The sequence below is a fragment of the Bacillus sp. J14TS2 genome (assembly GCF_018333015.1).
Lineage (GTDB): Bacteria > Bacillota > Bacilli > Bacillales > Bacillaceae_C > Lederbergia.
On record NZ_BORE01000013.1, the window covers coordinates 1 to 22899 of the forward strand.

A 22899-nucleotide genomic window follows, 5' to 3' on the forward strand; every position below is an offset into this window, starting at 1 on the left:
TTTTTGGATTCTTGAAGGCTAATTTGGGTTTCACTCGTTTCTCCGTACGAGGAAAACCCAAAGTGGAAAATGAATTGGGATTCGCCTTAATGGCAGTGAATCTGAGAAGATACACTGCCTCTAGCCGTTTTTTTATGTATCTACTTATAAATGATTTCAAAAAAGATGGATTTCGCATCAAAACTCGATGTGGAATCCATCTTTTTTTATTTTTGGCTAGTTATGTCCCAGCCTCTTTCATTTTGGAAAAGAACCGATTTAAATGAATGGCCTTGATTTTCAAATTCTTAAGGTAATCTTCAGGTAGCTTTCAGGAGGGTGCAAGGTTCCCTTTCTATACTTATGTTAATCATAATTATATGGAGGAAAATGACACGATGAATAAGCCAATTATAGTAAAGACAAAAAATTTAACCAAAATGCATGGCACTGTTAAAAGTGTAAATAAGGTTGATCTTTATGTACCAGAAGGCGAAATTTATGGTTTTTTAGGGCCAAATGGTGCAGGGAAAACAACAACGATAAAAATGTTATTAGGTCTAATTAAGCCATCAGAAGGAGACATTCAGGTATTTGGAAAAAATATTCGTAAATCTCGGTCAGCAATTTTACAAAATACGGGTTCATTAGTTGAATCCCCCTCTTATTATGGACATTTAACGGGATTAGAGAACATGCTCGTTATGAAACGGCTTAGAAATGTCCCGATGAAGAATGTGGATGAAGCCTTTCGTATTGTCAGACTAGACAAGCAAAAGGATAAGAAAGTAAACCAATATTCTTTAGGTATGAAACAACGATTAGGAATGGCGATGGCATTGCTCTCCTTTCCGAAATTATTAATTTTGGATGAGCCAACAAATGGTCTTGATCCAGCAGGTATCGGTGAGATGCGTCAGCTTATCAAATCATTGCCATCTCGTTATGGAATAACGGTTTTGCTATCCAGTCATCTACTTTCAGAAATAGAGCTAATGGCGACATCTGTCGGGATTATAAATGAAGGGAAATTGCTATATCAAGGAAGTATGGATGACTTGAGGGAAAAAAGGCGTAGCACCATCCGTTTAAAAACGGAGGACAATATAGATGCACAGCAATTGCTTGGAAGTCATGGCTACCGTTTGTCTCAAGAAGCCTCAAGAATCACGTTTGAGAATAATGGAGATCAAGAAGTGGCCAGGATTAATAAATTATTGATAGACAACGATATTATGGTAACTCGTATTGAAGAGAAGAAACTAAGTCTAGAGGATATATTCCTAGAATTAACTGGGAAGGAGAAGAGTCTATAATGCTACAACTAGAATTTTTTAAGATACGTCGGAAAAAAATCTGGCTAATGATGATCCTTTTCCTGATGGTAGAGATGGCTTGGGTATTTATGTCTGTTACACGTTCTATTGCTAATAATCCAGAAGATGCAAGCTGGGAATCTATTATCTATGTTGTATCAAGTATGAATGGACTTTTCCTGCCCATCCTTTCAGCGATTGTTGTGTCTCGTATTTGTGATATGGAACATAAAGGGAATACTTGGAAAATGCTTGCAGCTACAAATGTAAAGCGAAGTACATTATTTTCCGCCAAGTATATTTGTGCAAATAGTCTATTACTGTTTGTCCTTATTGTTCAGACGATGTTCATTTTTCTTTTTGGAATTCTAAATAACTTTTCAGGAAGCTTTCCACTTCATTTACTTATTTCATTTTTTGCTGGGGCATTTATAACAACAATGGTTATTACAGCTATCCAACAATGGATTTCTCTAGCTATTAAAAATCAGGCTTTCGCTCTTTGCTTAGGTATGGTAGGTGGGTTTATCGGTATGACGGCTGCCTTGTTTCCTTCTTCCATCAGACATTTTTTCATCTGGGCCTATTATGTAGATTTAAACCCTGTTTCCTATTCGTACACCGAAGCACTAGGAACGGTCTATGCTCGGGAGACTTTAAATATACCTTTAGCCATCTCTGCTTTAATTATGTTAGCTATATTTTATTTCTTGGGCAGAATCAATTTAAATAGACAAGAAATCTAATGAGGAGGAACAATAATGAGACGAAGTTTATCTGCTGAATGGCTAAAATTAAAAAACTCTAAGATTATTTTGGTTATAGCGATCTTACCAATCTTAAGCCTAATTATTGGGAGTGCAAATTTTTATATGAATCAAGAGGTGTTGGAAGGAGGGTGGCATAGCCTTTGGAGTCAGGTTGGTCTTTTCTATGGTGAGTTTTTTCTGCCAATTCTGATTGCCATCTGCTGTGCTTATATCTGTCGTTTGGAACACACGAATCAAAATTGGAACTTGGTGATGTCAGCCCCAGTTTCTATTGGCAGTGTATACGTTGCAAAGTTTGTGATCGTGAGCATGTTAATCTTATTTGCTCAACTTGTCTTTGTCGGATTATATTGGATCGCAGGAATCATACTATCCCTGCAAGGTTCGTTACCTATAGAAATAATTGCGTGGACATTAAGAGGCTGGTTTGCTTCGTTATCTATTATCGCTTTTCAATTGGGTCTTTCGCTTCGATTCCGTAGTTTTGCTACCCCGATAGGAATCAGCCTGTGTGCCGTCTTTTTTGGTTTATTGATGTATGTCTCACATATAGGTGTGCTTTTTCCATTTTCTTTGCTAACGATTGGCTTAAGTGTACTTAGTCAAGATAGTTTGGCAGGGATGCAAAATATATTGTTTTGGGGAATGACTAGTTTATTTATTCTACTATTTTCCATGCTTTCAATCCGCCAATTAAAAACAAAAGATATTGTTTCATCCTAATTGATCCGAGGGGGTTCTTATATGAAAGTTAATCTATGGAAATTCATATTATTGATTGTTGGTCTATTAATGTTTGTAGGAGGATGCTCAGCTGATAAGCTCTCCCCAGACAACCCTAAAGGGAAAGAGATCTATTATACAGTCATTACTGGGGAAGGAACGGAAGGAGATAGCGGCCGATATAATTATGAAGTACTGGCATATGACGAAGACGCAAAAGAAAAGGAGATAGAGTTTTCTGCAAGCTACCAACTTAGAGAGGGCGCCTATATACAACTTTATCGTACAAAGCTTCGAGGCGTAACCCATTGGGAAGAAGTAAGTTTGGAAGAATTACCTGAGGCAGTGCAACCATACTTGGAATAAAAAAGTGATGTATCTCCTTCCATCATATATGAATACAGCGTTCAGGTTATGTTATGTTGTAAATATAATATTTACATTGTGTCTATTTAAGAATGGAGGGGGGCGCCTATGAGTAACGTAAAGGATAAGAAAATATTACTTGTTGAAGATGAAGAGGAAATAAGAGTAATGATTGAGGCGATATTACGAAAGCATGGATTCTCATTCGTATATCCAGCCGAAGATTATAAAACAGCAATCGAAACATTGCATTCTGTTCAACCAGATATCGCGATATTGGATGTGATGTTACCTGACGAAGATGGCTTTACTCTGTTATCGTCTATAAGGAAATTTAGTGATTTGCCGGTGATATTTCTAACTGCTCGTGATGAGGGAGAAGATCGAATCCTTGGCTTGGGTTTGGGAGCAGATGACTATATCGTGAAGCCTTTTCTTCCGCGAGAGCTTGTTTTACGCCTTTCTGCGGTTTTAAAACGGGTGTATGCTCCTCAAGAAACAAAGCTGATTTCCAAATTTCAATTAGGAGAAGTAACGATCGATCTGGAAAGTGCTGTTGTGCAAAGGGATGATGGAACATTACAGTTAACAGCGAAAGAACATGCTATATTAATAAAGCTTTATGAAAATAAAGGCAGGATTGTAACCATTGATTCTTTGTGCCAATTTCTATGGGGTGATGATAATTTTGGTTATGAGAATACATTGATGGTTCATATAAGAAGAGTTAGAGAAAAAATTGAAGCAGATCCTTCAAAGCCTAAATTTTTATTAACAGTAAGAGGGCTCGGATACAAATTGATAGCAGAAGAGGAATGATTTTACATGGCAGGTGTAATTCGAATAATCCGTCGTTATTTAATGATCACTGTATTCATTGCTTTTCTGCTCATTATCGTCAATTTTATCCTTCTGTTCACCTTGATATTTAGTGATGAACTTAGTAATACCCCTTCGCCAAAAAAGATAATGGAAGGTTTAACAGAGGATTTGGTATTTCAGAATGGTGAATATGCTTTACGAAAACATGGTCAGATGTTTCTTGAGAATAATAATGCATGGGCGATGTTAATAGATCATGATGGAAAAGTAATGTGGGAGTTTGATCTGCCAGAGGATGTTCCGCGTTCTTATAGCCTTGTGGATATCGCAAAATTTTCAAGGTATTATTTAAATGATTATCCAGTTTATACTTGGGAGCAACAAGATGGATTATTAGTAGTTGGCTATCCGAAAGCTAGCTTATGGAAATACCAAATCCAATTTTGGTCAGAAGGGGCACGTTCTACGCCATTAAGAATCGTTATTTTGCTTGCTATTAATATTGCAATGGCTATCCTTATTTCTTTTATTTTAAGTACAAGGGTTATTAAAGGCATTCGTCCATTAATTAGCGGTATCCATGATTTAAGCAGAGAGAAAAAAGTGAATTTAAGCACGAATGGGATATTTAGAGATGTTGCAACAAGCATTAACACTACTTCTTCCAAGATTCAAGAAAATAAGCAGGCATTAGAAGAAAGGGATGAAGCAAGGTCTAACTGGATTGCTGGTATTTCTCATGATATTAGAACACCGCTATCGATTATCCTCGGTTATGCAAGTGAGATGGAAGATAATCAGCAAATGCCAGCAGAACAAAAGGAACAGGCTTCCATCATTAGACGTCGTACTGAAAAAATCCGTGAACTTGTAAATGATCTCAACTTAATTTCCATGCTAGAGTATGAAATGCAGCCGTTAGATTTAAAAGAATTGCGACCGTCTGTGATCGTTCGAAAGGTAGCAGCGGAATTTTTGAACGGAGGTCTGGAAGAGAAATATACGCTTGAACTGCAAATTTCCAATGAGGAGGGTCTGATCACAGGGGATGAGAAATTACTATCGCGTGCGCTCACTAACCTGATACAAAATAGTGTTACCCACAATCCTCAAGGATGCAATATCGTTCTAGAAACGAAACGATCAGAAGACCATTCAATGTATTGCATCATTGTCCGAGACGATGGGATAGGGATACCCGAAGAAATTATTTCTCAGATCACCTTCTTACCTTATGCTTCAAAAAGAGCAGACGGAGTCAAACAGAGACATGGTTTGGGATTACCAATGGTCTCCAGAATTATGAAAGCACATAAAGGAGAATTTAGTACTGAAAGGAATACCTCCCAAAAAGGTGTGGAAATGATAATGAAAATTCCTTTATCTCGCATTAATGGGCAGTGATCCTTCATTGAGGGTAGTATCAGCGAAGCTGTCACTACCCTCAATATATAACCATCATCCGGGAGATACCAGCCTTTTCAGCAGCATCCATCGGGCTTATCCTCTGGGCTATGCAATATAATGAGTAAGATATTTAGGAGTTTGTTAGTAATTGACTGTCCGATCGGTCAGAGTTTTAATGATTAAAATGGAGGTGGGGGATGTGTATGATGATAAACGAATGCAAAAAGGGAAACAAACGCGTGCGATCATATTACAGACGGCGATTGAAATTATCGCAGTAAATGGCTTGAAAGACATATCCACAGCTAAGCTGGCTACCGCCGCCGGAGTGAGTAAAAGCACGATTTTCCATCATTTCAAATCCAGCGATGAATTACTGATGAGTGCATTAAACCTTGTATTTGAAGAGTTGTTACAGTCAATGAAAATAGAGGTATATCGGGATGTTGAACATTTTTTGGATACACTGGGTCAATCTTTGTTTCAGGTGCCCGAAGCCAATCTGAGCTCTGTCAAGGCCTTTTTGTCCTTTTTTCATGAAGGGATATTTGACTCGGCTTATCAAGAAATTTTGGTTTCTTATGCTGCCCAAATGAATGAACTTTTCTATAATCAACTCATAGAACTGGCGCCGGATCATGTTAAACAAGAAACGATTGAATCTGTTTCTCAGTTGATTCTGCCAATGATGGACGGCATTGGTTTCCACTATTTACTTCATGATCAGAGAGAAAAGTATCAACAAATCTGGGCATTGCAAACGAAGGGTATTCTTCAGGTTTTAGGGATTCAGGGTAAATAGCGTCAAACAAAATTGTTTGTCATGAAACTGACTGATCGGACAGACAGTTATTTTTTTAGAATGAAAGGAGGCGACCGAAGATGGTATTGTATCATGTGCTTTTGTATATTCACATTTTTGCGGCCATGGTCATGGTAGGTATTTCCCTTGCGAATGGGTTCGGAAAGATGTTCGCAGACCGTACAGGAAATGTACATCGAATGGCTTCAGTTCTCGCCTTAACGGTGTATTTTAACAAAGTTTTGATATTCCCTTCTTTGGTGGTTGTGGCGTTGAGCGGGATAGGGCTAACTGTTATCCTTCACTTACCATTACTTGGGGGATGGGTTTTGCAAGCCACCATAATTCTTGCCGTTTTATTCATTTTATTTTTTGTTGGAAATCATTATGAGAATCGATTACATCAAATTGCTGGACGTTCAGAGGAAAACAAACAGCAGGTGATATCCGATAAATATTGGAGTGTCAGCAAGAGATACTATCTTACCGGCTTTCCAGTAATTGTAGCGATTTTACTTATTTTGTACTTGATGATTTTTCAAAGGAGTTTATTTTAAAAAAAGGGTGATTTGTCATGTATGGTTCAGCAAACAAATCCTGGCCACAAAGATTAACAATTCTTGCAAGTGAGTGTGTTCTTCTTGTGTTTGTGTATTGGTTTTTATTCTTAAACGGAAATGAAATCTTTCATTTACCTGAAGGTGATTTTTATCGAAAAGAGCTGTTATTTGTATTTTGCTTAATTGTATTTTTTAGAATGAGTTTCATGGTAGTTTATTTGTTAAAACGGGGAATTACCTGGGGAGAAGCAGGGAGTGTCCCTTTTGCGTTTGCTTTCTATTATATCGGATTTTCGGTGTTAGGTGGGATCACTGACAAGCCGTTGGATTGGATTGATGGCATCGCCGTATTTCTATTTTTGGCGGGGTCAGTGATTAATACATTGGCCGAGATTTTAAGGGACCGATGGAAGAGGCACAGCCGGAATAAAGGCAAACTCTATACTGGAGGATTATTCAAGTATGCAATCCACATTAATTATTTTGGGGATGTGGTCTGGGTGACCGGTTTTGCATTGCTCACAAGAAACATGTGGTCCGGGGTGATGCCGCTTTTTTTATTCCTAATGTTTGTGTTTCTGAATATCCCGCATCATGATCAATATTTAAGAGGAAAATACGGAAAGTCATTTGAACAATATGAGAAGGAGACAAAAAGGTTTATCCCTTTTGTCTATTAGTCAAAACTATTTTACCTTTGTATTTGAAACCTTGCCAGACGGAGTCAAACAGAGGCATGGTTTGGGATTACCGATGGTCTTCAGAATTATGAAAGTGCATAAGGGAGAATGTAATATTGAAAGGAATTCCTCCCAAAAAGGTGTGGAAATGATAATGAAAATTCCTTTATCTCGCATTAATGGGCAGTAAGACCCCCCACTTCAAAAATTTGAGGTGAAAACGAGAATTGTAAGTGGGGAACAACTGCCAGTAAATACCCGGTTGGTTCAAGCCTGCAGGACGCAGGTCACAGAGGGCGTAGCGACATATAGGATGTACTAGTGCAGATGAAGAGCGGCAGGATGTCACGTTTGAGTCTGCCAACAGGATGTTGCGAATTTAGCCTTTGATCCTTAACACTCGGTGGGGAGGAAAAAACACTGAATGAGGTATCACTTTATCCCACATTAATGAGCAGTGATCCTTCCACCTCAAGGGTAGAGGTGGTTTTAAAATGAGGCACTCTTTTATACGTTGAACCTTTACTGATCTGAATAGATCAATATGAAAAATATTCTCTGAGAAAAGCTTGAAACAATCTATTTTCTTCTGTATCCTCACGAATAATCATATAAGTGGATGCCTTTGGAAGCTGCAATCCAGGTGTTTTTACCTCTAGCAACCGCCCTTCCATTAGCTCTCGATGCAGTGATATTTTTGGAAGAAAAGAAAAGCCCAACCCTTCCTCAATAAATCTTTTCGTAATATGTACCTGTGTCACAACCATGGTACGTATCTTGTGATGCTTTGCGTGAATCGCACTTAAGAGGTCGTCCCAGTATTCTGGATGATTATAAGTGAATAATGTCTGATTTTCAAATAGATCATGAATGTCGATTGGCGGGCTGCTTTCTAAATCGCCGCCGTCATGTGGGCATACACAGATTACATCATCTTCTTTTATTTTCTGCACATCTAATAAGCTTTGCACGGGCTTCATCTGCAGCAACCCGAGATCTGCTTCTCCCTTTTCAACCATTTCACTGATTTCCTTTGATTCTTTTACTTGTACGATTACCTCGACATCCATATGTTGTTCCATAAATTGCCTAATAATATACGGAAGAATTGAGGCGGCTAACAATGGAGAAACAGCAATGGACAATTTTCTTTTATAGCCTTGTTCCCAAGCTAATAAGTCATGTGTGCCACGATCATAGGAGGACAATATTAGTCGAGCATGGGGCAAGAATCGATGTCCAGCTTCTGTAAGAACGATATTACGTCCAGCTCGCCTAAAAAATTGTGTACCTACATCTCTTTCAAGTTGTTTAATATGCGCTGTTACGGTTGGCTGTGCCATATACAGCTTTTCTGCAGTTTTTCTAAAATTTTCATTTTCAGCTGCTGTAATAAAAGTCCGTAGCCAATTAATATCCATATTACCATCCCTTAATTGATTATGATTGTTAATCATTTAATGAGTAAATAACTAATATCCATTATTATATATCTCGTTTATGATATAAACAAACAGTAAAAGTGGAGGGGTTTTATGGATTTTCGGCCTGGACTTGAAGGTGTTACAGCGGTGCGAACCAAATTGAGTTCTGTAGATGGAGAGAATGGTCGCTTGATTTTTCGTGGATATCATGCAGACGAATTAGCTCGTAAACATACATTTGAAGAAATTGTCTATTTGCTTTGGTATGGAAGGTTACCCGGACAAAGTGAATTAGAAAGCTTGAAAAAACAACTTCAAAAAGCAAGAGAGTTACCTGAGCACATTATTCATATTATCGATGAACTGCCAGAGAATATGGAAATGATGGCTGTTTTAAGAACATGCATCTCTTCATTAAAAGCAAATCCGGAATGGCCGCCAACATTAGAAGAGGCAATCAGCATAACGGCTGTGATACCAACTATACTTGCTTATCGCTATAGATATTTACACCGATTAGAATTTGTTCCTCCGAATCATCGTTTGGATCATGTTGCTAATTATCTGTATATGCTTACCGGTAACAAACCGAAAGCTGCACATATAAGGGTTATGAATGCTTATTTTGTACTTACAGCAGAACATGGCATGAATGCTGCGACATTCACATCAAGGGTGATTGCATCTACTGAATCTGATTTGTTCTCTGCAGTTTCCGGGGCCATTGGCGCAATGAAGGGTCCGTTACATGGCGGTGCACCAACTGGTGTTATGGCGATGCTAAACAGCATAGGGGCAATAGAAAATGCTGAAAATTGGCTGAGGGAAAAACTAGACAAAAAAGAAAAGCTGATGGGATTCGGACATCGTGTTTATAAAACCAATGATCCCCGAGCCGAGGCATTAAGAGATGTAACTAAAAGTTTATCAGGCGATGATGATTGGTTTGTACTGGCAAGGCATGTTGATGACACAGCTATTCGTCTGCTTGAAGAATATAAACCTGGACGAAGGCTTTATACAAATGTCGAGTTTTATGCTGCAGCTGTATTCAAAGCAATCGATCTGCCTGAAATACTATACACACCAACCTTTACTGCAAGCAGAGCAGCCGGATGGAGTGCACATGTTCTTGAACAAGCAGAAAACAATCGGATTTTTAGGCCTCTTTCTGAATATACTGGCCTATAATCCCCATGAGAAGTTGCGCAATCTGCCTGGGAGGTTGTAATAATGACTATATTTATATAATAGTCATTAAGATTGTGAAATTATTGCTTTTGTGTTATTTTTAAATGACTAAATAAAAAAAATAGTCATTAAGGGAGAGCCTATGCCAAAGAAATTCAGTGATTTAGACAAAGAAAAGATTAGAAAAATTATACTGGATGAGTACAAAACATACTTAATTAATGATGGAGCAGCTTCTAAAATTAGCGTTGACAGCTTAGTGAAGAAAGCTAATATTGCGAAGGGAACATTTTACTTTTTCTTCGATAATAAGGAGCAACTATTTCTTGAAGTAGTGCTGGAAATTCTCACAGTAATAGAAAAACAAATTGAGCAAATTAAACGATCAAGCTCTTGTAATTCCGTTTTTCTTTTTGATGTTTTGCTTTATTTAAAGAATATGGCAAAAGAATATCCATGGATTACTGAAATTACTGGAAACGAGTTTAGTTCCATGCTAAATAGGCTGTCGACTGAAGGGGAAAATCAAATTTCTTCTCAGAAAAAACTGATATGGGAAAAAGTTTATAACTCGATTGCAGATGATTTAGTCGTCAGTAAATCTGTTTTTCAAGGATTAGTTTCGATATTATTGCTTTCTATTGCTGATGGCGATGAAATTATTAGCTTTGACGAAGCATTTAGAGAATTAGCTTCGATGATTACCAGTAGAAGTATTGGAAAGGAAACATGATGAATAAATTACTGCGCATTATGTTTATTATTTTAATTGTTGCTATGACTGGTGCTGCAATCATGCAGTTGTTTTTTCCAGAAATAATGGGTGCCAATTCAGAATATGGGATCGCACCGGGATGGCAGAGAGAAATTGGATTTTGGAACCTAGCAATCTTGCCCATTTTAATTGGAGTGAATTTGAAATACGACTATTACTTTTTAAAGATTGTCGTAATATCTCTGATTGTTGGAGGGTTAGGATTTGGAACTAATCATCTTCTCGGATTTATTGAGGATGGAAGTAAAACTATCAGTTTAATTGGAGCGGTTGAGAATTATCTATTGGTTTTGTTTTGGGTACTAGGTTTAAGGATAGAGAGTGTAAAAAACAGGTCAGGGAAGCAGGCTCATTGATAGGTCTTATTTGGATTGTAGGGGTAGGTGCTCTTATTCTTAAAAGGAGATAATACTTAAACTTTTCTAAGGGAGGAGTAATATGGAGTACTATAAATATTTGAGACAGTATGTAGGACATAAACCCATTATTTTGCCTGGTTCTGTTGTGATCATTTTGAATGAACAAAATGAAATTTTACTGCAAAAAAGACTCGATGGATATTGGGGGTTACCCGGTGGTTTAATGGATTTAGGAGAAAGTTTTGAGGAGGTAGCAAAAAGAGAGGTGTATGAAGAAACAGGATTAGTCGTGCAAAACTTACAGTTACTCAATGTGTTTTCTGGTTCTGAACACTATTTCAAAGTTGAAAATGGCGACGAATTGTATTCGGTAACAGCTGTTTATTATACGAGAGATGTTAGTGGAGATTTGGCGGTTGATTATAGCGAGTCAGAGAAAATGCAATATTTTTCAATCAATCATTTGCCGGCTGGAGTAACTGATGAGTATAGAGGATTTATTGAGCAGTTTATAGAAAGCACCGGGCGTTAATTCAGGACATTTATATACAATATAGAACAAGAAAAGCACAGAGATTAATCTGCGCTTTTTTTGTTTTGACTATTTTGAATTTTTAAGATAAGAAATGTGATTGACAATCAATGAATAAAGGCTTAAAATATACACCTTAATAAAAATAAACATATATAAATATATCATAACACTTTTTGGAATGAAAGTCAATGGTTATTAAAAATATTTTTTAGGAGGAACTGTATATGTTTTCGCCCAAAATGTTATATGCGCTAAATTCTTCGATGCTGGATAAATATACGGATGAAATCGTAGAGGTGAATCAAAAAACAAAAGAATTTGGGCTTGAGTTAACCCGTGATGAAATAAAAAATATCATAGTTGCTAGAAATCAAGTCCTTCATAGCTATGGTCGAGTGGAATTAAGTGTTGATGTAACCAAAGAGTTAGCAGCAGTTTTTTGTGCCTCTCCTCATGTTGATAATAAGAACTATGTATCCACTCTATATGAGCTGCAAGAAATCTTTTATTACTTAAAAAATGAGACGGAAGATAAGATTGGCGACTCTCCATTGATTGCCGTGATGAAGAATTACTTTGACGATGTTTGCAATGGCTCTTTGGAACTTTTAAAGAGCAAGCTTGAAGAATTTGCGGAAAGGTTTAGAAATGAATCTTCATTCAGAAAGTCTTTTCTTGAAAGGGATGAACGTTAATGGAATCAGAAAAACGATACAATGATCATTCTTTAGTGACACAAGGAAAGATAAATCAAGCTCGTCTATTACAAAACCAGTATACACTGTCCATTTTGAATGAAGGATTACGAGTAGGTTTGCTGAATAATGAGGATGTATACGGCACACAAAGGCAATTGATGTCTATATTAGAGAAGTTAATTAGAAGGTATACCCAAGGAGAAAGCTCTTCTGTAACATCTGAAACAGCTGTTAGTATATTATCTTCAGTTCTATATGCTGTAGATGCGTACCTGCTCCATTTTAGCGATCCAGAAAAAGCAATCGACGTCTTAAAAAACGGTAATATAAAAAATGGATATGACCAAGGAATAGACTTGATCCGCCACTGTTTTGAGGAAACAAAACAGCTCTATAAAGAAATCTACAATCATAAATTAGATGTTGCCGTAGAAGCTTATAATCTAACGATTGATGAATCAATCCCTGTGTTTCTAAAGAAATATGGTATCATTTTCGATGCGCATAATACGATGGCAAGCATTGATTATCCGTTAGCAATTGATGATATGAGTATTCAAGGTGTTTATTATCTTAGACAATATTTAACTCATTTAAAAATGGAAACCCAGTTTTGCCTCTTGTATAAAAAAGATGATATTCAATCTGTTTTGATTAATTACGGGAGAATATGTGAGTTCGACTATCGAATAGAACTATTCAATATATTTGAGCTAGTATTAAATAATGCGATCTTTTCTGTTTTATCTGGAGGACAGCCCGATCAATTAAAAATTACAAGTAATCAATTTAAACAATTAGAAGATTTATTTGAGAGATCGGATGATCAGCAGGTTAAGTCCATTATTTTAAAAGCCGTGGAGCAATTGCAAGATCATTTCAATCTTAATGATCCACAGATGACTGATTATTTGAACCAGTGTGGAATGAATCTTGTAGACAGGGTTAAAAACCGCCTTGAAACAGTGGTAATCGTGGAAAGGGAAGTGAAATCGAAGCCGATCGTAACGGCATTCAAAGCGGCCGATCGAATGAGCGATACTCGCTTTCGGTTAATCATTGAAAAAGTTATGAATAGTGAAAAGATAGCGGACAAGGTGGCTGTGATTCAGGCAAATTTCCACTCCCTTCATGATTATATCGATATGCTGAATACCGACTGTTTAATGAATGCTGAATATGAAGCACTGTTTAAGACCTTTGGTGATGTAGAACTAGCTATTTTGATAAAAATAGTGTTCTATGAAGAATTACGAAATGATTCAGCGGATTTATCCTCTCTCTATGGCAAGGAAAAGGAACATGAAAGTGAATGGCAAGCCCATTTCATTGAATTTATTCAAAGCATTGATATGAATAGAAAAGGGGCCATTGAGAAATACGTTAATGATATTGATTATGAAGAAATTAGTTTTTACTAAAATTAAGGAAATCGATTATAGTAGAATAAGCTATTTGGGAGGATTTATGAACACGAACACATACATGTACATGGTGCATAGAGTGTTCTACGCGCTTTTTTTCAGTGATTTTCGATGAAATTCGGTGCATAGAGTGTTCTACGCACCATTTTTCAGTGATTCTTCTTGAGATTCGGTGCATAGAGCGTTCTACGCGCCATTTTTCGACGCATTCCCATGAATTTCGGTGCATAGAGCACCTTCCTATGTTCTTTTTGGATTGAAGGTTCACTTTATAGTAAAAAAATAAGCCTCGAGTCTAATAGACATTTAGAAATTTTCCGTTATAATTTATTAATACTATTTTACCGACAGACAGACGGTCTAGGGGGACCAAACAATCCAAACAACCCAAACAATCCAAACAACCCAAGGAGTGAAATTCATGAGAGTAGTTAAAGAGGCAGAGGAAAGAAGAAATGAAATTTTAGATGCGGCGGAAGCTTTATTTAATGAGCAGGGCTATGATGGAACAAGCACGAATGACATCTTGAAAAAGGTTGGGATTGCCAGGGGCACGCTGTATTACCATTTTAAGAGTAAGGAAGCGATCATGGATGGAATTATCGATCGCTACAACAAAAAAGTAATTGCGGGGGCACAAGCCATTGCAGGGAAAAAGGAGATACCTGTGATTGAGCGATTACTGATGGCCATTACCTCATTAAATGTGAGTGGAGCTGTCTCGGAAGAATTGATGACACATATTCATAAGCCGCAAAACGCGCTTATGCATCAGAAGATTCAGAAGGTGTTATTTACAGAAATTACACCAATTTTTACGAGCATTATCCAGAATGGAATAGAAGAGAATATTTTTCAGACAGCCTATCCCTATGAAAGTGTGGAGATGCTGTTGGTGTATGCCACTATGATCTTTGATGACGGGATGATTGAATTAACGAAAGAGGAGCAGTTGCAAAGGATGACCGCTTTTGCCTTTAATGCAGAAAGAATGTTTGGAACAGAGCAAGGGATGATCAGCGAGCAATTGCTGAAAATTTTAACAAAAGAATAGAGGCAAGGATATGTATCATCGAATTATACGTAATGACCTGTTGAGGAATAAGCTAATTAGCATCACGACGATCTTATTCATTACTGCTGCAACAGCACTTGTAAGCTTAGTGGCTATATTAACTGTTAACCTTTCTGGCTCTATCACTACATTAATGAAGCAGACCCAGGTACCAGACTTCTTGCAAATGCATGCTGGGCATATTGATAAGGAACGACTGAATCGTTTTGCTCTAGAACACGAAAATGTAAAAGATTATCAGGTTTTAAATTTCTTAAACATTCCCGGTTCAAAGATTCAATTAGGGAAAAATAATTTAGCCGACAATATTCAGGACAACGGCTTTTCTACACAGAGTCCGTCATTCGATTATCTGTTAAACCTGGATGGCCAGCCGATCCAGCCTGCTATAGGAGAATTATATGTACCGATTGGTTATATGAAGGATGGGTTAGGTAAAATTGGTGACGAGGCAATTATTGCCGGGAAAAAGTTTAAGATTACTGGTTTTCTCAGAGATGGGCAAATGAATTCACCCTTAGCTTCCTCAAAACGTTTTTTAATCCATGAACAGGATTATCAGGATTTAGAATCAGAAGGCACATTGGAATATTTAATTGAATTCCAACTGAATGATCCAACCAAAAACAATGAGTTTGCAACGGCGTATGCGGATGCAGGACTAGAAGCCAACGGTCCAACCTTAACCGGCGATTTGTTTAAAGTAATCAATGGTTTATCGGATGGCATTATGATTGCCATGATTCTACTAGTCGGCTTTCTCATTGTGATGATAGCCTTTATGTGCATTCGTTTTACACTATTAACAAAAATAGAGGAGGATTATCACGAGATTGGAACGATGAAGGCAATTGGTCTACGGCTGTCTGATATCAAGAAAATCTATCTGGCCAAATATGCATTGATTGCTTTTGTAGGTTGTTTGCTTGGATTATTTATATCCTTTGCTTTTAGTGATTCTTTACTGGAGAATATCCGCCTTTATATGGGAGAAAGTCAGTATCGTAACTTGAGTATTTTACTAGCTGGCTTTGGGAGTATCATCGTTTTTCTGTTAGTTATTTGCTATGTCCATTTCTTATTAAGGCGTTTTAAAAAAATCTCTGCGTCTGCGGCAATCCGTACTGGCAGCCCAGAGGAAAAAACCACCCGCAAAAACTATCTTTTGCTCAGCAAAAATACGTTACTATCAACTAATATATTTTTAGGCATAAAGGATGTATTATCCCGGAAAAAGCTGTACACCACGATGTTGATTGTCCTGTTGCTTTCTTGCTTTATTATGATGGTTCCTTGGAATACGTATCATACTGTATCGTCCCCAACCTTCACGAAATACTTGGGTTTTGGAGAAATGGATCTGATGGTCAGTATGTATCCATCAGATGAATCAGTTGAGGAGGAGGAGCAAATCACTGACTATTTTAATGAAGATGATGCTATTGAACAGTATGTCCAAATTACCTCAAAATCTTTTAAAGTAAGGAAAGAGGACGGTTCAGAAGAAAAAATAGTCATTGAGCTTGGAGATCATTCTGCATTTCCAATCGAATACAGTGAAGGAAAGGCACCAGCGCTGCCGACTGAAATTGCTTTATCCTCCATGAATGCGGCTGAGCTTGAAAAGCAAGTTGGTGATACGATTGAAATCATTACAGCTAGCGGAGACGAGAGCTTTGTTGTATCTGGGATTTACTCCAATATTTTTAATGGAGGAAAAACAGCTAAAGCAACCTTCTTGGATGAAACGGCTCCAATGATGTGGCTAAACTATTATATTAAGCTTAACGACGCCAGTCAGATAGCCGCTAAAACTGCAGAAATGTCACAGGCTTTGCCTTTTGCAAAAGTAACGGATGCCCATAATCATAAACAGCAAGTATTCGGTTCCACTATGGCTTCCATCAAGACAGCAGCATATGTTGCTTTACTTGTGGCTTTATTTATTACAGGATTAGTTAGTCTCTTGTTTATGAAATTATTAGTGGCTAAAGATCGTTCTGCCATTGCGATGTTAAAAGCGCTCGGATTTACCAATCAAGACTTGTCCAGGCAATATGCGACACGCGGAATTTTTATTTTGATCATTGGCGTTGTTGGCGGAAGTATATTGGCCAATACGTTTGGAGAATCAATCGCAGGAATGGCGATCTCTTCCTTTGGTGTAGATACGTTTACCTTTGTTAGTCACCCACTCATCTACTTGGGTTTTCCATTATTGATGTTATTCGTTACTTTACTAGCAACAAAACTTGGAACAAATCAAGCTGGGAGCATGGCAATCGCAGAAAATGTAAAGGAGTAAACCATGAAAAAAATAATTGATGGGCAACATATTCATAAATCCTTTGATGGTGTGAAGGAAAAGGTCAAGGTCTTACAAGATGTATCTGTAACCATTTATGAAGGTGAGTTTATCTCTGTTATGGGTCCTTCAGGATCGGGAAAATCAACCTTGCTCTATGCTTTAAGTGGTATGGATACGATTGACAGTGGAGATGTATTATTCATTGATCAAAGTCTTACGAAATGTGGAGAAACAGAGTTGTCAGATATTCGCCGCCAACAAATGGGCTTTGTCTTCCAACAACCTATCTTTTTAAAAAATTTAACGATTATCGATAATATTGTGCTTCCTGCTATGCGGGATAATCGGAAAAAGGCAAAAGAATTAGCGAATAAAGCACGGCAGCTTCTGGAAACAACAGGGATTGGCAACCTAGCCTATCGAATGACGAGTCAAGCTTCCGGGGGACAGCTGCAGCGAGCCGGGATTTGTCGAGCGTTAATCAATCAACCGAAAATTATCTTTGGTGATGAGCCAACAGGAGCTTTAAATTCAAAGACTGCACAAGAAGTTATGGACCATTTTCTTCAGATTAATCAAGAAGGTATGACAATCATGCTTGTGACACATGATGCGAAGGTTGCAGCACAAAGTGAACGCGTGTTATTTATGAAGGACGGACAAATCGTCGAGGAACTACATTTAGGCAAGCTATCTAATCAGACAATCGAAGACCGTGTCGAAAGAGTAACGAGCAAAATGCTGAAGGTAGAAATGTAAAAGCGTCCTAAAATCCCTAATGAAGAAAGGTAGATCAGTATGTTAGCTTTTCCAGTAGCTACTACTCGAAAAGAGAAGTTAGCAATAATAGAGGAAATAAAAGAAAGATTATTAGTCGCACATTCCGAAAACATTGTAGCCATTGGCGTATATGGATCACTTGGATTAGAAAGTGATAGGCCTTATTCTGATATTGAGTTGCATGTGATCACAACAGATGACACAATCATGGAAAGTCATGAATTTATATACAATAAATTCAAAATAGAGCTTAGTGTAAAACAAAAAAGAGAGTTTTTTAAACAAGCAACAGAAGTAGATGATTCATGGGCTGTTAAAACGGGGGTTTTTATCAATATTATGTCTATTTATGACCCGCAAAACTTATTCGATGAAATAAAGAAAATCCCTTTACAAGTTCCCGATTCAGCAATACGAGAAACAATGAGGGAATTTATGATTTGGGAACCGTATGAAACAATCGCTAAACTAAGAAATAATTTTATGATTGAAAATTTCAATTACATCCCTATGGGAGCAAAGGATCTAACATGGCAAACGGCTAAACTTATTGGTCTTGCGAATAAGAAATATTATAGCACACGGGCTAGAACTTTTGAGGAATCAATTAGGATGGAATCTAAACCAAGTGGATACGTCGAACTTGCTAACTGTGTTATGAGAGGGGAGCTAAGTAATATAGAACATATTTACCAGCTATGTGAAAGTTTATGGGCTGGTCTAAATGAATGGTATAAAAAGCTTGGCATCGACTATAGGGTTCAGGAACTCCCTTCATTTTAATAGCAGACGCAGCTTCTAGATATATAGTGATGGAAGAATCCTACTATTGATTTTAGTGATTATCAGCTGAAACATTTTGCTAGAGAATAGGAGAATTGCTTTGAAGGATATATTTATGTTTTGTGTCAAAGGTGATGTGAACCAAACATATGATTATTTAAGAAATCTAAAGCATAAAACAAATGAACAAATAAAATTTGAAAATTTGTACTATCAACGCTTTTTTCAAAAAGATCCTGTTTATAAATTCTTTAATCCTGACCCGTGGATAGAGGCTGTCATCAATGTATATCGTTCTTATTTTGTTGATGTTTTAACAAATAAGGTAGAACGCTCTGAGGCGGAATTAGAATTATTAGAAAGTTTAATTGGACTTTTAGATAAAAATGATCATCTGGTGGATATGAATACGGCAGAGAAAGAGATAGAGGCCATTTTTAGACAAAAGGGATTTTACTTTTTAGGTGGTAAAACGAACCCGCATTATGGACCTTATATTTGGAAAACAGTGGACAAAAAAACATATCAAGTTGAACTCCCTGATACGACGGAACAAGTGCAGGTAAGGTTACTAGATGATTTTCTTATGATAAGTTGGTTACATTTTGCGACATTTGGGCAAGTATATACTGGCGGTTGGGCAAAAGAAGATGCTCTCTACTGTATATTGCCTAGGTATCAAGACAAATTAGATAGAGACGAATTTTTGGTATCCTTTCTAAAGCACGAGGCCCAACACTATAGTGACTACAAACAATTTCCAAAATTAAAAGCTCCTGATTTAGAGTATCGAGCAAAACTTGTTGAAGTTATCTATTATTCAAACCACACTTTTTTTGAAAAATTATTGATTCAAGCGGTGAATAATTCTAATCCGCATAATTATTCAGCTTTCGTCATTATCAAACAGTACTCTAAACACTTTTTTAATACAGATCTAGAAAAACAACCGATAAAATGGAAAGCAATAGATTATGAAGATTTACGCCATTTTGCCAAAAGACTATTTAATGAACATACTGAAAGTCTTAAAATACATCACGCAATGACAGTAGAGGGAGTTATTTAATTCAAATAATGCCTTCACTAAATATTTATTCTAGCTTGAGGCTATTTAGTCTATTTGGCACATCCCTGCCGCCGGGACGACACGTATTTAGCTTTTGATCCTTTATTCCGAGTCCGGGGCCTTGCCGAACTCTCACTTCCCGCAGGAGTCTACGTATATTTCCTTCGCTAAGGTAATAAATTTTTTCCGTCTTTGGAGCTTTTTTAGTTATGTCCAAACCTTGTTTAGCGTCTAGCTTCCTTTGATACCATAAAAGGTTATACAGCTCTAATCTTTTTCCATTTTCTTATTTTAGTTCGAAATGATTTGAATGGGGCAACGGTATTAATGTGAATCCATTTCCAAATTGGCCAACTAGAAGGAGTTGTAGCTGCCCACTGTCTGCCGCCTTGTTCAAATAATTCTTTATCATTATAGCTTTCTACTAGTTGAATTATTTTATTTACATCATGTTCAAACATTTTAATTAATTTTTCGAGCGAGTATTCTGCATATTGATCGTAAAAACTTTGATAAAGTCCACCAAGGTTATTCCATTTATAATCAGGGGTTGGGGTAATCACTTCTTTTCCATTTTTATTATCTTGTTCCCACGACAATATTAAATTAATCCACCCTAATTGGTAAGCAATCATTTGGGATGGTGTTCTATCGACATCATCAATCAAAACATCTTTATCAAGGTCGTTAACAGAACGAAATTCATCAATAAATAACTTTGATCTTTTAGTGATCTCATCAATTAAAGCTTGTTTATCAGCATATCCTTGCAAGCAAACCATCCTTTCCTTATATTTCGTCCATTGTAACATAGTGTCTTAGTTAATGTTTTGTCCTAGCTATAATTGGACATTGACAGTGGATAGTTTTGTGAATAAAATATAACTAATTAGTTAGTTATATGAAAGGAAGAGAGATAATGCCTAAACGAAAAGGTGAAGTCAGTAGGGAAAAGATACTTACTGCTGCTGAATACTTGTTTGCTGCAAGTGGTTATCATGGAACTACTGTTAGTCAGATTGTGAGTGAAGCTGGTCTGACACAGGCAGCGTTTTATTTATATTTTAAAAGTAAAAAAGAAATACTCGATGAGATATTCTTTAACTTTGAGCAACAACTGGCTCAATTTGTAGAAACGGGTCAGCAAATTGGTCAGAAGGATTCTTCTGAAGTGGAAGAACACTTAGTTCAAACCTATATAGGTTTGTTTCAGTTGTTTGGGGCCAATAAAAACGTGACTAAAATTGTCCTTACTGAAGGAGTGCAAGCAGAGGAATTACGCAGAGGCATAGTTACTCAGATTAAAGCTAATATGAGTCAAAATCAAACCCTCGGAATTTTAAAGCCTGAAATTAACACAGAAGTGTTTGCTGAATTATTGGTTGCTTCTATTGAACGTATAGTTGCCCGCTACGGGTTGGATGAAGATTATTCACCTGAGAATCTGGGCCATTCCCTCGGAAATATCATCTTTCACGGCGTTTTAAAGAAACAGTAAAGTAATAGAAAAAGTGAGGTGGATTATGACTGAAAGATTTTTACATAGAAAATTTTTATTTCATATGTTAATAGCTGTAATCGGTCTTATTAGTGTGCCATTACATATCCTTCTTTCTCCCGAACCAAGTATATCGATTACAAAATTCACAATTCATTCCAATATCATTGTTACCATAACATTTACAATTAGCACCTTTGCTCTTTTGGTAAGGAAACAGGAAAGCAGGGTGTTGAACTTTTGTAAAAATGCAGCACTTATTTATATGATGGTCGTTTTATCAACTTACCACTTTATCCTTTCTAGTGGTGGGGAATACACCGGGATTAGAGTGATGACAAATTTCACATTACACTATTTAATTCCATTGTTTGTTTTACTAAACTGGCTCATCTTTGAGGAAAAAAAGTGGTATAGTTACAAATCAATCGTCCTATGGCTAATTTTCCCTATCCTTTATGGTGCGATCTCATTAATTAGAGGAATGTATGATGGATTCTATCCTTATTTCTTCCTAAACCCGAACGATAATATTCCTATTGGAGTTGGCAGCTATGCAAATGTAGCCGTCGTTATGGTAGGTCTCACTTTTGTATATTCCGTGCTTGGTTTTCTGCTAATATTGATAAATAGAGTTATTCTCAGAATAAAAAAAGAAAAGCCCTTATCACATGCTAAAAAGATAATATGATATGAACTAAATAAATAGTAGCCTCCTATACTGCAACCATTAGTTTTCTGTAGATGAAGTATTATTTTAGCTTTTTGATCTAACAGAATGAATCTAGGCCTAATTAATCTCTTGAAATTCAAAAGATTAATTAGGCTTCTTCTAATCAAAAATTCTCATAAATCCCCATTTCAATTACGGAACAAAAACATTGCTGTCAGGCAAATCAAAATTGCTAAATGAATGGCTATAATTCTCTAGACACCCAGCTATTTTTAAATGAGAAGCTGGGTTTTATGGTTAACTATAAAATTGACTTGAAAAGATACGGACGAATTAATTACCTGTAAATCCTCAAAATGTTGAAATGAGTAAATAACAACAACGAACTCTAATACCAGATTTCGAAAGATAAACTAGTTGATTGGAGTGAAAGGCGGCGACTCCTAGGGGATTAGCGTGACAGGTGAGATCCCGCAGGAGCGCGTAGCGACGAGGAAGCTCACCGCACGCCCCCCTGCAACGGAAATCAACTGTATATAAGCTCATACGTTATGTTTGCAGACTTTAATACAAATTCTATTGAACGAAATATATTTTTACAAAAAGCAATTATGAAACTAATTCGGATACTAAAAAATTAAATTTTTTTTAATAATCGTAGATTACAGTAGAGATAACAATATAAGTCAAGGAGATGGAAGTATGGAAAAGGTATTTATAATGCTAGCAATTGTTTCATTTATATTATCCGTTGCATTATTTGTAGTAGAAATTGTTAAAAACGGTTTTAAAGAAAGTAATTTCAAGCCAGCCTTATTATTATTTGTTGTTTATATCATTAGTGTGATTTTATTCTTGCTTGTCCATAACAATTAGGGAGGA

Annotated in this window: 25 protein-coding genes and 1 pseudogene; 24 read left to right on the forward strand and 2 right to left on the reverse strand. The window is 36.8% G+C overall.

The features are described from left to right. The 10 genes and pseudogenes from KI375_RS27495 to KI375_RS18585 form a co-directional block, all read left to right on the forward strand. Positions 1 to 266 (forward strand): annotated as a pseudogene (locus tag KI375_RS27495) (IS5/IS1182 family transposase); the annotation flags it as partial. A 111-nt stretch (positions 267 to 377) separates the two neighbouring features. After that, complete coding sequence (locus KI375_RS18545; RefSeq protein ID WP_212974934.1) at positions 378 to 1295, forward strand: ABC transporter ATP-binding protein; 918 nt, start codon at positions 378 to 380, stop codon at positions 1293 to 1295. Further along, positions 1295 to 2041: an ABC transporter permease gene (locus KI375_RS18550; protein WP_212974935.1), complete on the forward strand. Its 747-nt coding sequence runs from the start codon at positions 1295 to 1297 to the stop codon at positions 2039 to 2041. The genes KI375_RS18545 and KI375_RS18550 overlap by 1 nt, the downstream gene beginning before the upstream one ends. Positions 2042 to 2056: 15 nt before the next feature. Beyond that, complete coding sequence (locus KI375_RS18555) at positions 2057 to 2788, forward strand: ABC transporter permease (protein WP_212974936.1); 732 nt, start codon at positions 2057 to 2059, stop codon at positions 2786 to 2788. 21 nt (positions 2789 to 2809) lie between these two features. Continuing rightward, the gene (locus KI375_RS18560; protein WP_212974937.1) at positions 2810 to 3154 is read left to right on the forward strand and encodes a YxeA family protein; all 345 of its coding nucleotides are present in this window, start codon (positions 2810 to 2812) and stop codon (positions 3152 to 3154) included. A 108-nt stretch (positions 3155 to 3262) separates the two neighbouring features. Continuing rightward, complete coding sequence (locus KI375_RS18565) at positions 3263 to 3973, forward strand: response regulator transcription factor (RefSeq protein ID WP_212974938.1); 711 nt, start codon at positions 3263 to 3265, stop codon at positions 3971 to 3973. A gap of 6 nt (positions 3974 to 3979) precedes the next feature. Then, positions 3980 to 5380 (forward strand): sensor histidine kinase, encoded by a 1401-nt coding sequence (locus KI375_RS18570; RefSeq protein WP_212974939.1) that lies wholly within the window; start codon positions 3980 to 3982, stop codon positions 5378 to 5380. 151 nt (positions 5381 to 5531) lie between these two features. Beyond that, positions 5532 to 6185, forward strand: coding sequence for a TetR/AcrR family transcriptional regulator (locus KI375_RS18575; RefSeq protein ID WP_212974940.1), 654 nt, complete (start codon positions 5532 to 5534; stop codon positions 6183 to 6185). Between the two features lie 80 nt (positions 6186 to 6265). Beyond that, positions 6266 to 6742, forward strand: a complete 477-nt coding sequence (locus KI375_RS18580; RefSeq protein WP_212974941.1) for a DUF2269 family protein — start codon at positions 6266 to 6268, stop codon at positions 6740 to 6742. Between the two features lie 17 nt (positions 6743 to 6759). Continuing rightward, positions 6760 to 7425, forward strand: a complete 666-nt coding sequence (locus KI375_RS18585; RefSeq protein WP_212974942.1) for a DUF1295 domain-containing protein — start codon at positions 6760 to 6762, stop codon at positions 7423 to 7425. Between the two features lie 539 nt (positions 7426 to 7964). Here KI375_RS18585 and KI375_RS18590 read toward each other — a convergent pair. Beyond that, positions 7965 to 8846: a LysR family transcriptional regulator gene (locus KI375_RS18590; RefSeq protein WP_212974943.1), complete on the reverse strand. Its 882-nt coding sequence runs from the start codon at positions 8844 to 8846 to the stop codon at positions 7965 to 7967. Positions 8847 to 8960: 114 nt separating this feature from the next. Here KI375_RS18590 and KI375_RS18595 point away from each other — a divergent pair, with 114 nt between their 5' ends. The 11 genes from KI375_RS18595 to KI375_RS18645 all read left to right on the forward strand — a co-directional run bounded on the left by KI375_RS18595 (position 8961) and on the right by KI375_RS18645 (position 19846). Further along, complete coding sequence (locus KI375_RS18595) at positions 8961 to 10040, forward strand: citrate synthase/methylcitrate synthase (RefSeq protein ID WP_212974944.1); 1080 nt, start codon at positions 8961 to 8963, stop codon at positions 10038 to 10040. A 142-nt stretch (positions 10041 to 10182) separates the two neighbouring features. Beyond that, positions 10183 to 10773, forward strand: coding sequence for a TetR/AcrR family transcriptional regulator (locus KI375_RS18600; protein WP_212974945.1), 591 nt, complete (start codon positions 10183 to 10185; stop codon positions 10771 to 10773). Continuing rightward, positions 10773 to 11171 (forward strand): hypothetical protein, encoded by a 399-nt coding sequence (locus KI375_RS18605; protein ID WP_244852822.1) that lies wholly within the window; start codon positions 10773 to 10775, stop codon positions 11169 to 11171. The genes KI375_RS18600 and KI375_RS18605 overlap by 1 nt, the downstream gene beginning before the upstream one ends. Positions 11172 to 11253: 82 nt before the next feature. After that, complete coding sequence (locus KI375_RS18610; RefSeq protein ID WP_212974946.1) at positions 11254 to 11706, forward strand: NUDIX hydrolase; 453 nt, start codon at positions 11254 to 11256, stop codon at positions 11704 to 11706. A gap of 227 nt (positions 11707 to 11933) precedes the next feature. Continuing rightward, positions 11934 to 12404, forward strand: coding sequence for a DUF6323 family protein (locus KI375_RS18615; protein ID WP_212974947.1), 471 nt, complete (start codon positions 11934 to 11936; stop codon positions 12402 to 12404). Then, a complete protein-coding gene (locus KI375_RS18620; RefSeq protein ID WP_212974948.1) occupies positions 12404 to 13828 on the forward strand; it encodes a DUF6179 domain-containing protein in 1425 nt (474 codons plus the stop codon). The genes KI375_RS18615 and KI375_RS18620 overlap by 1 nt, the downstream gene beginning before the upstream one ends. Before the next feature lie 424 nt (positions 13829 to 14252). Then, complete coding sequence (locus KI375_RS18625) at positions 14253 to 14885, forward strand: TetR/AcrR family transcriptional regulator (RefSeq protein ID WP_212974949.1); 633 nt, start codon at positions 14253 to 14255, stop codon at positions 14883 to 14885. A 10-nt stretch (positions 14886 to 14895) separates the two neighbouring features. Next, complete coding sequence (locus tag KI375_RS18630) at positions 14896 to 17211, forward strand: ABC transporter permease (protein ID WP_212974950.1); 2316 nt, start codon at positions 14896 to 14898, stop codon at positions 17209 to 17211. 3 nt (positions 17212 to 17214) lie between these two features. Next, complete coding sequence (locus KI375_RS18635) at positions 17215 to 17973, forward strand: ABC transporter ATP-binding protein (protein WP_212974951.1); 759 nt, start codon at positions 17215 to 17217, stop codon at positions 17971 to 17973. Between the two features lie 39 nt (positions 17974 to 18012). After that, the gene (locus KI375_RS18640; protein WP_212974952.1) at positions 18013 to 18777 is read left to right on the forward strand and encodes a kanamycin nucleotidyltransferase C-terminal domain-containing protein; all 765 of its coding nucleotides are present in this window, start codon (positions 18013 to 18015) and stop codon (positions 18775 to 18777) included. A gap of 100 nt (positions 18778 to 18877) precedes the next feature. Next, positions 18878 to 19846, forward strand: coding sequence for a hypothetical protein (locus KI375_RS18645; RefSeq protein ID WP_212974953.1), 969 nt, complete (start codon positions 18878 to 18880; stop codon positions 19844 to 19846). Between the two features lie 257 nt (positions 19847 to 20103). Here the strand turns inward: KI375_RS18645 and KI375_RS18650 are convergent, their stop codons facing one another. After that, complete coding sequence (locus tag KI375_RS18650; protein WP_244852824.1) at positions 20104 to 20619, reverse strand: ClbS/DfsB family four-helix bundle protein; 516 nt, start codon at positions 20617 to 20619, stop codon at positions 20104 to 20106. A gap of 146 nt (positions 20620 to 20765) precedes the next feature. Here KI375_RS18650 and KI375_RS18655 point away from each other — a divergent pair, with 146 nt between their 5' ends. The 3 genes from KI375_RS18655 to KI375_RS18665 all read left to right on the forward strand — a co-directional run bounded on the left by KI375_RS18655 (position 20766) and on the right by KI375_RS18665 (position 22893). Next, a complete protein-coding gene (locus KI375_RS18655) occupies positions 20766 to 21344 on the forward strand; it encodes a TetR/AcrR family transcriptional regulator (protein ID WP_212974955.1) in 579 nt (192 codons plus the stop codon). Between the two features lie 25 nt (positions 21345 to 21369). Next, entirely contained in the window at positions 21370 to 22035 is a 666-nt protein-coding gene (locus KI375_RS18660) for a Pr6Pr family membrane protein (protein WP_212974956.1), read from the forward strand. 684 nt (positions 22036 to 22719) lie between these two features. Beyond that, entirely contained in the window at positions 22720 to 22893 is a 174-nt protein-coding gene (locus KI375_RS18665; protein WP_212974957.1) for a hypothetical protein, read from the forward strand. The last annotated feature ends 6 nt before the right edge of the window (positions 22894 to 22899 follow it).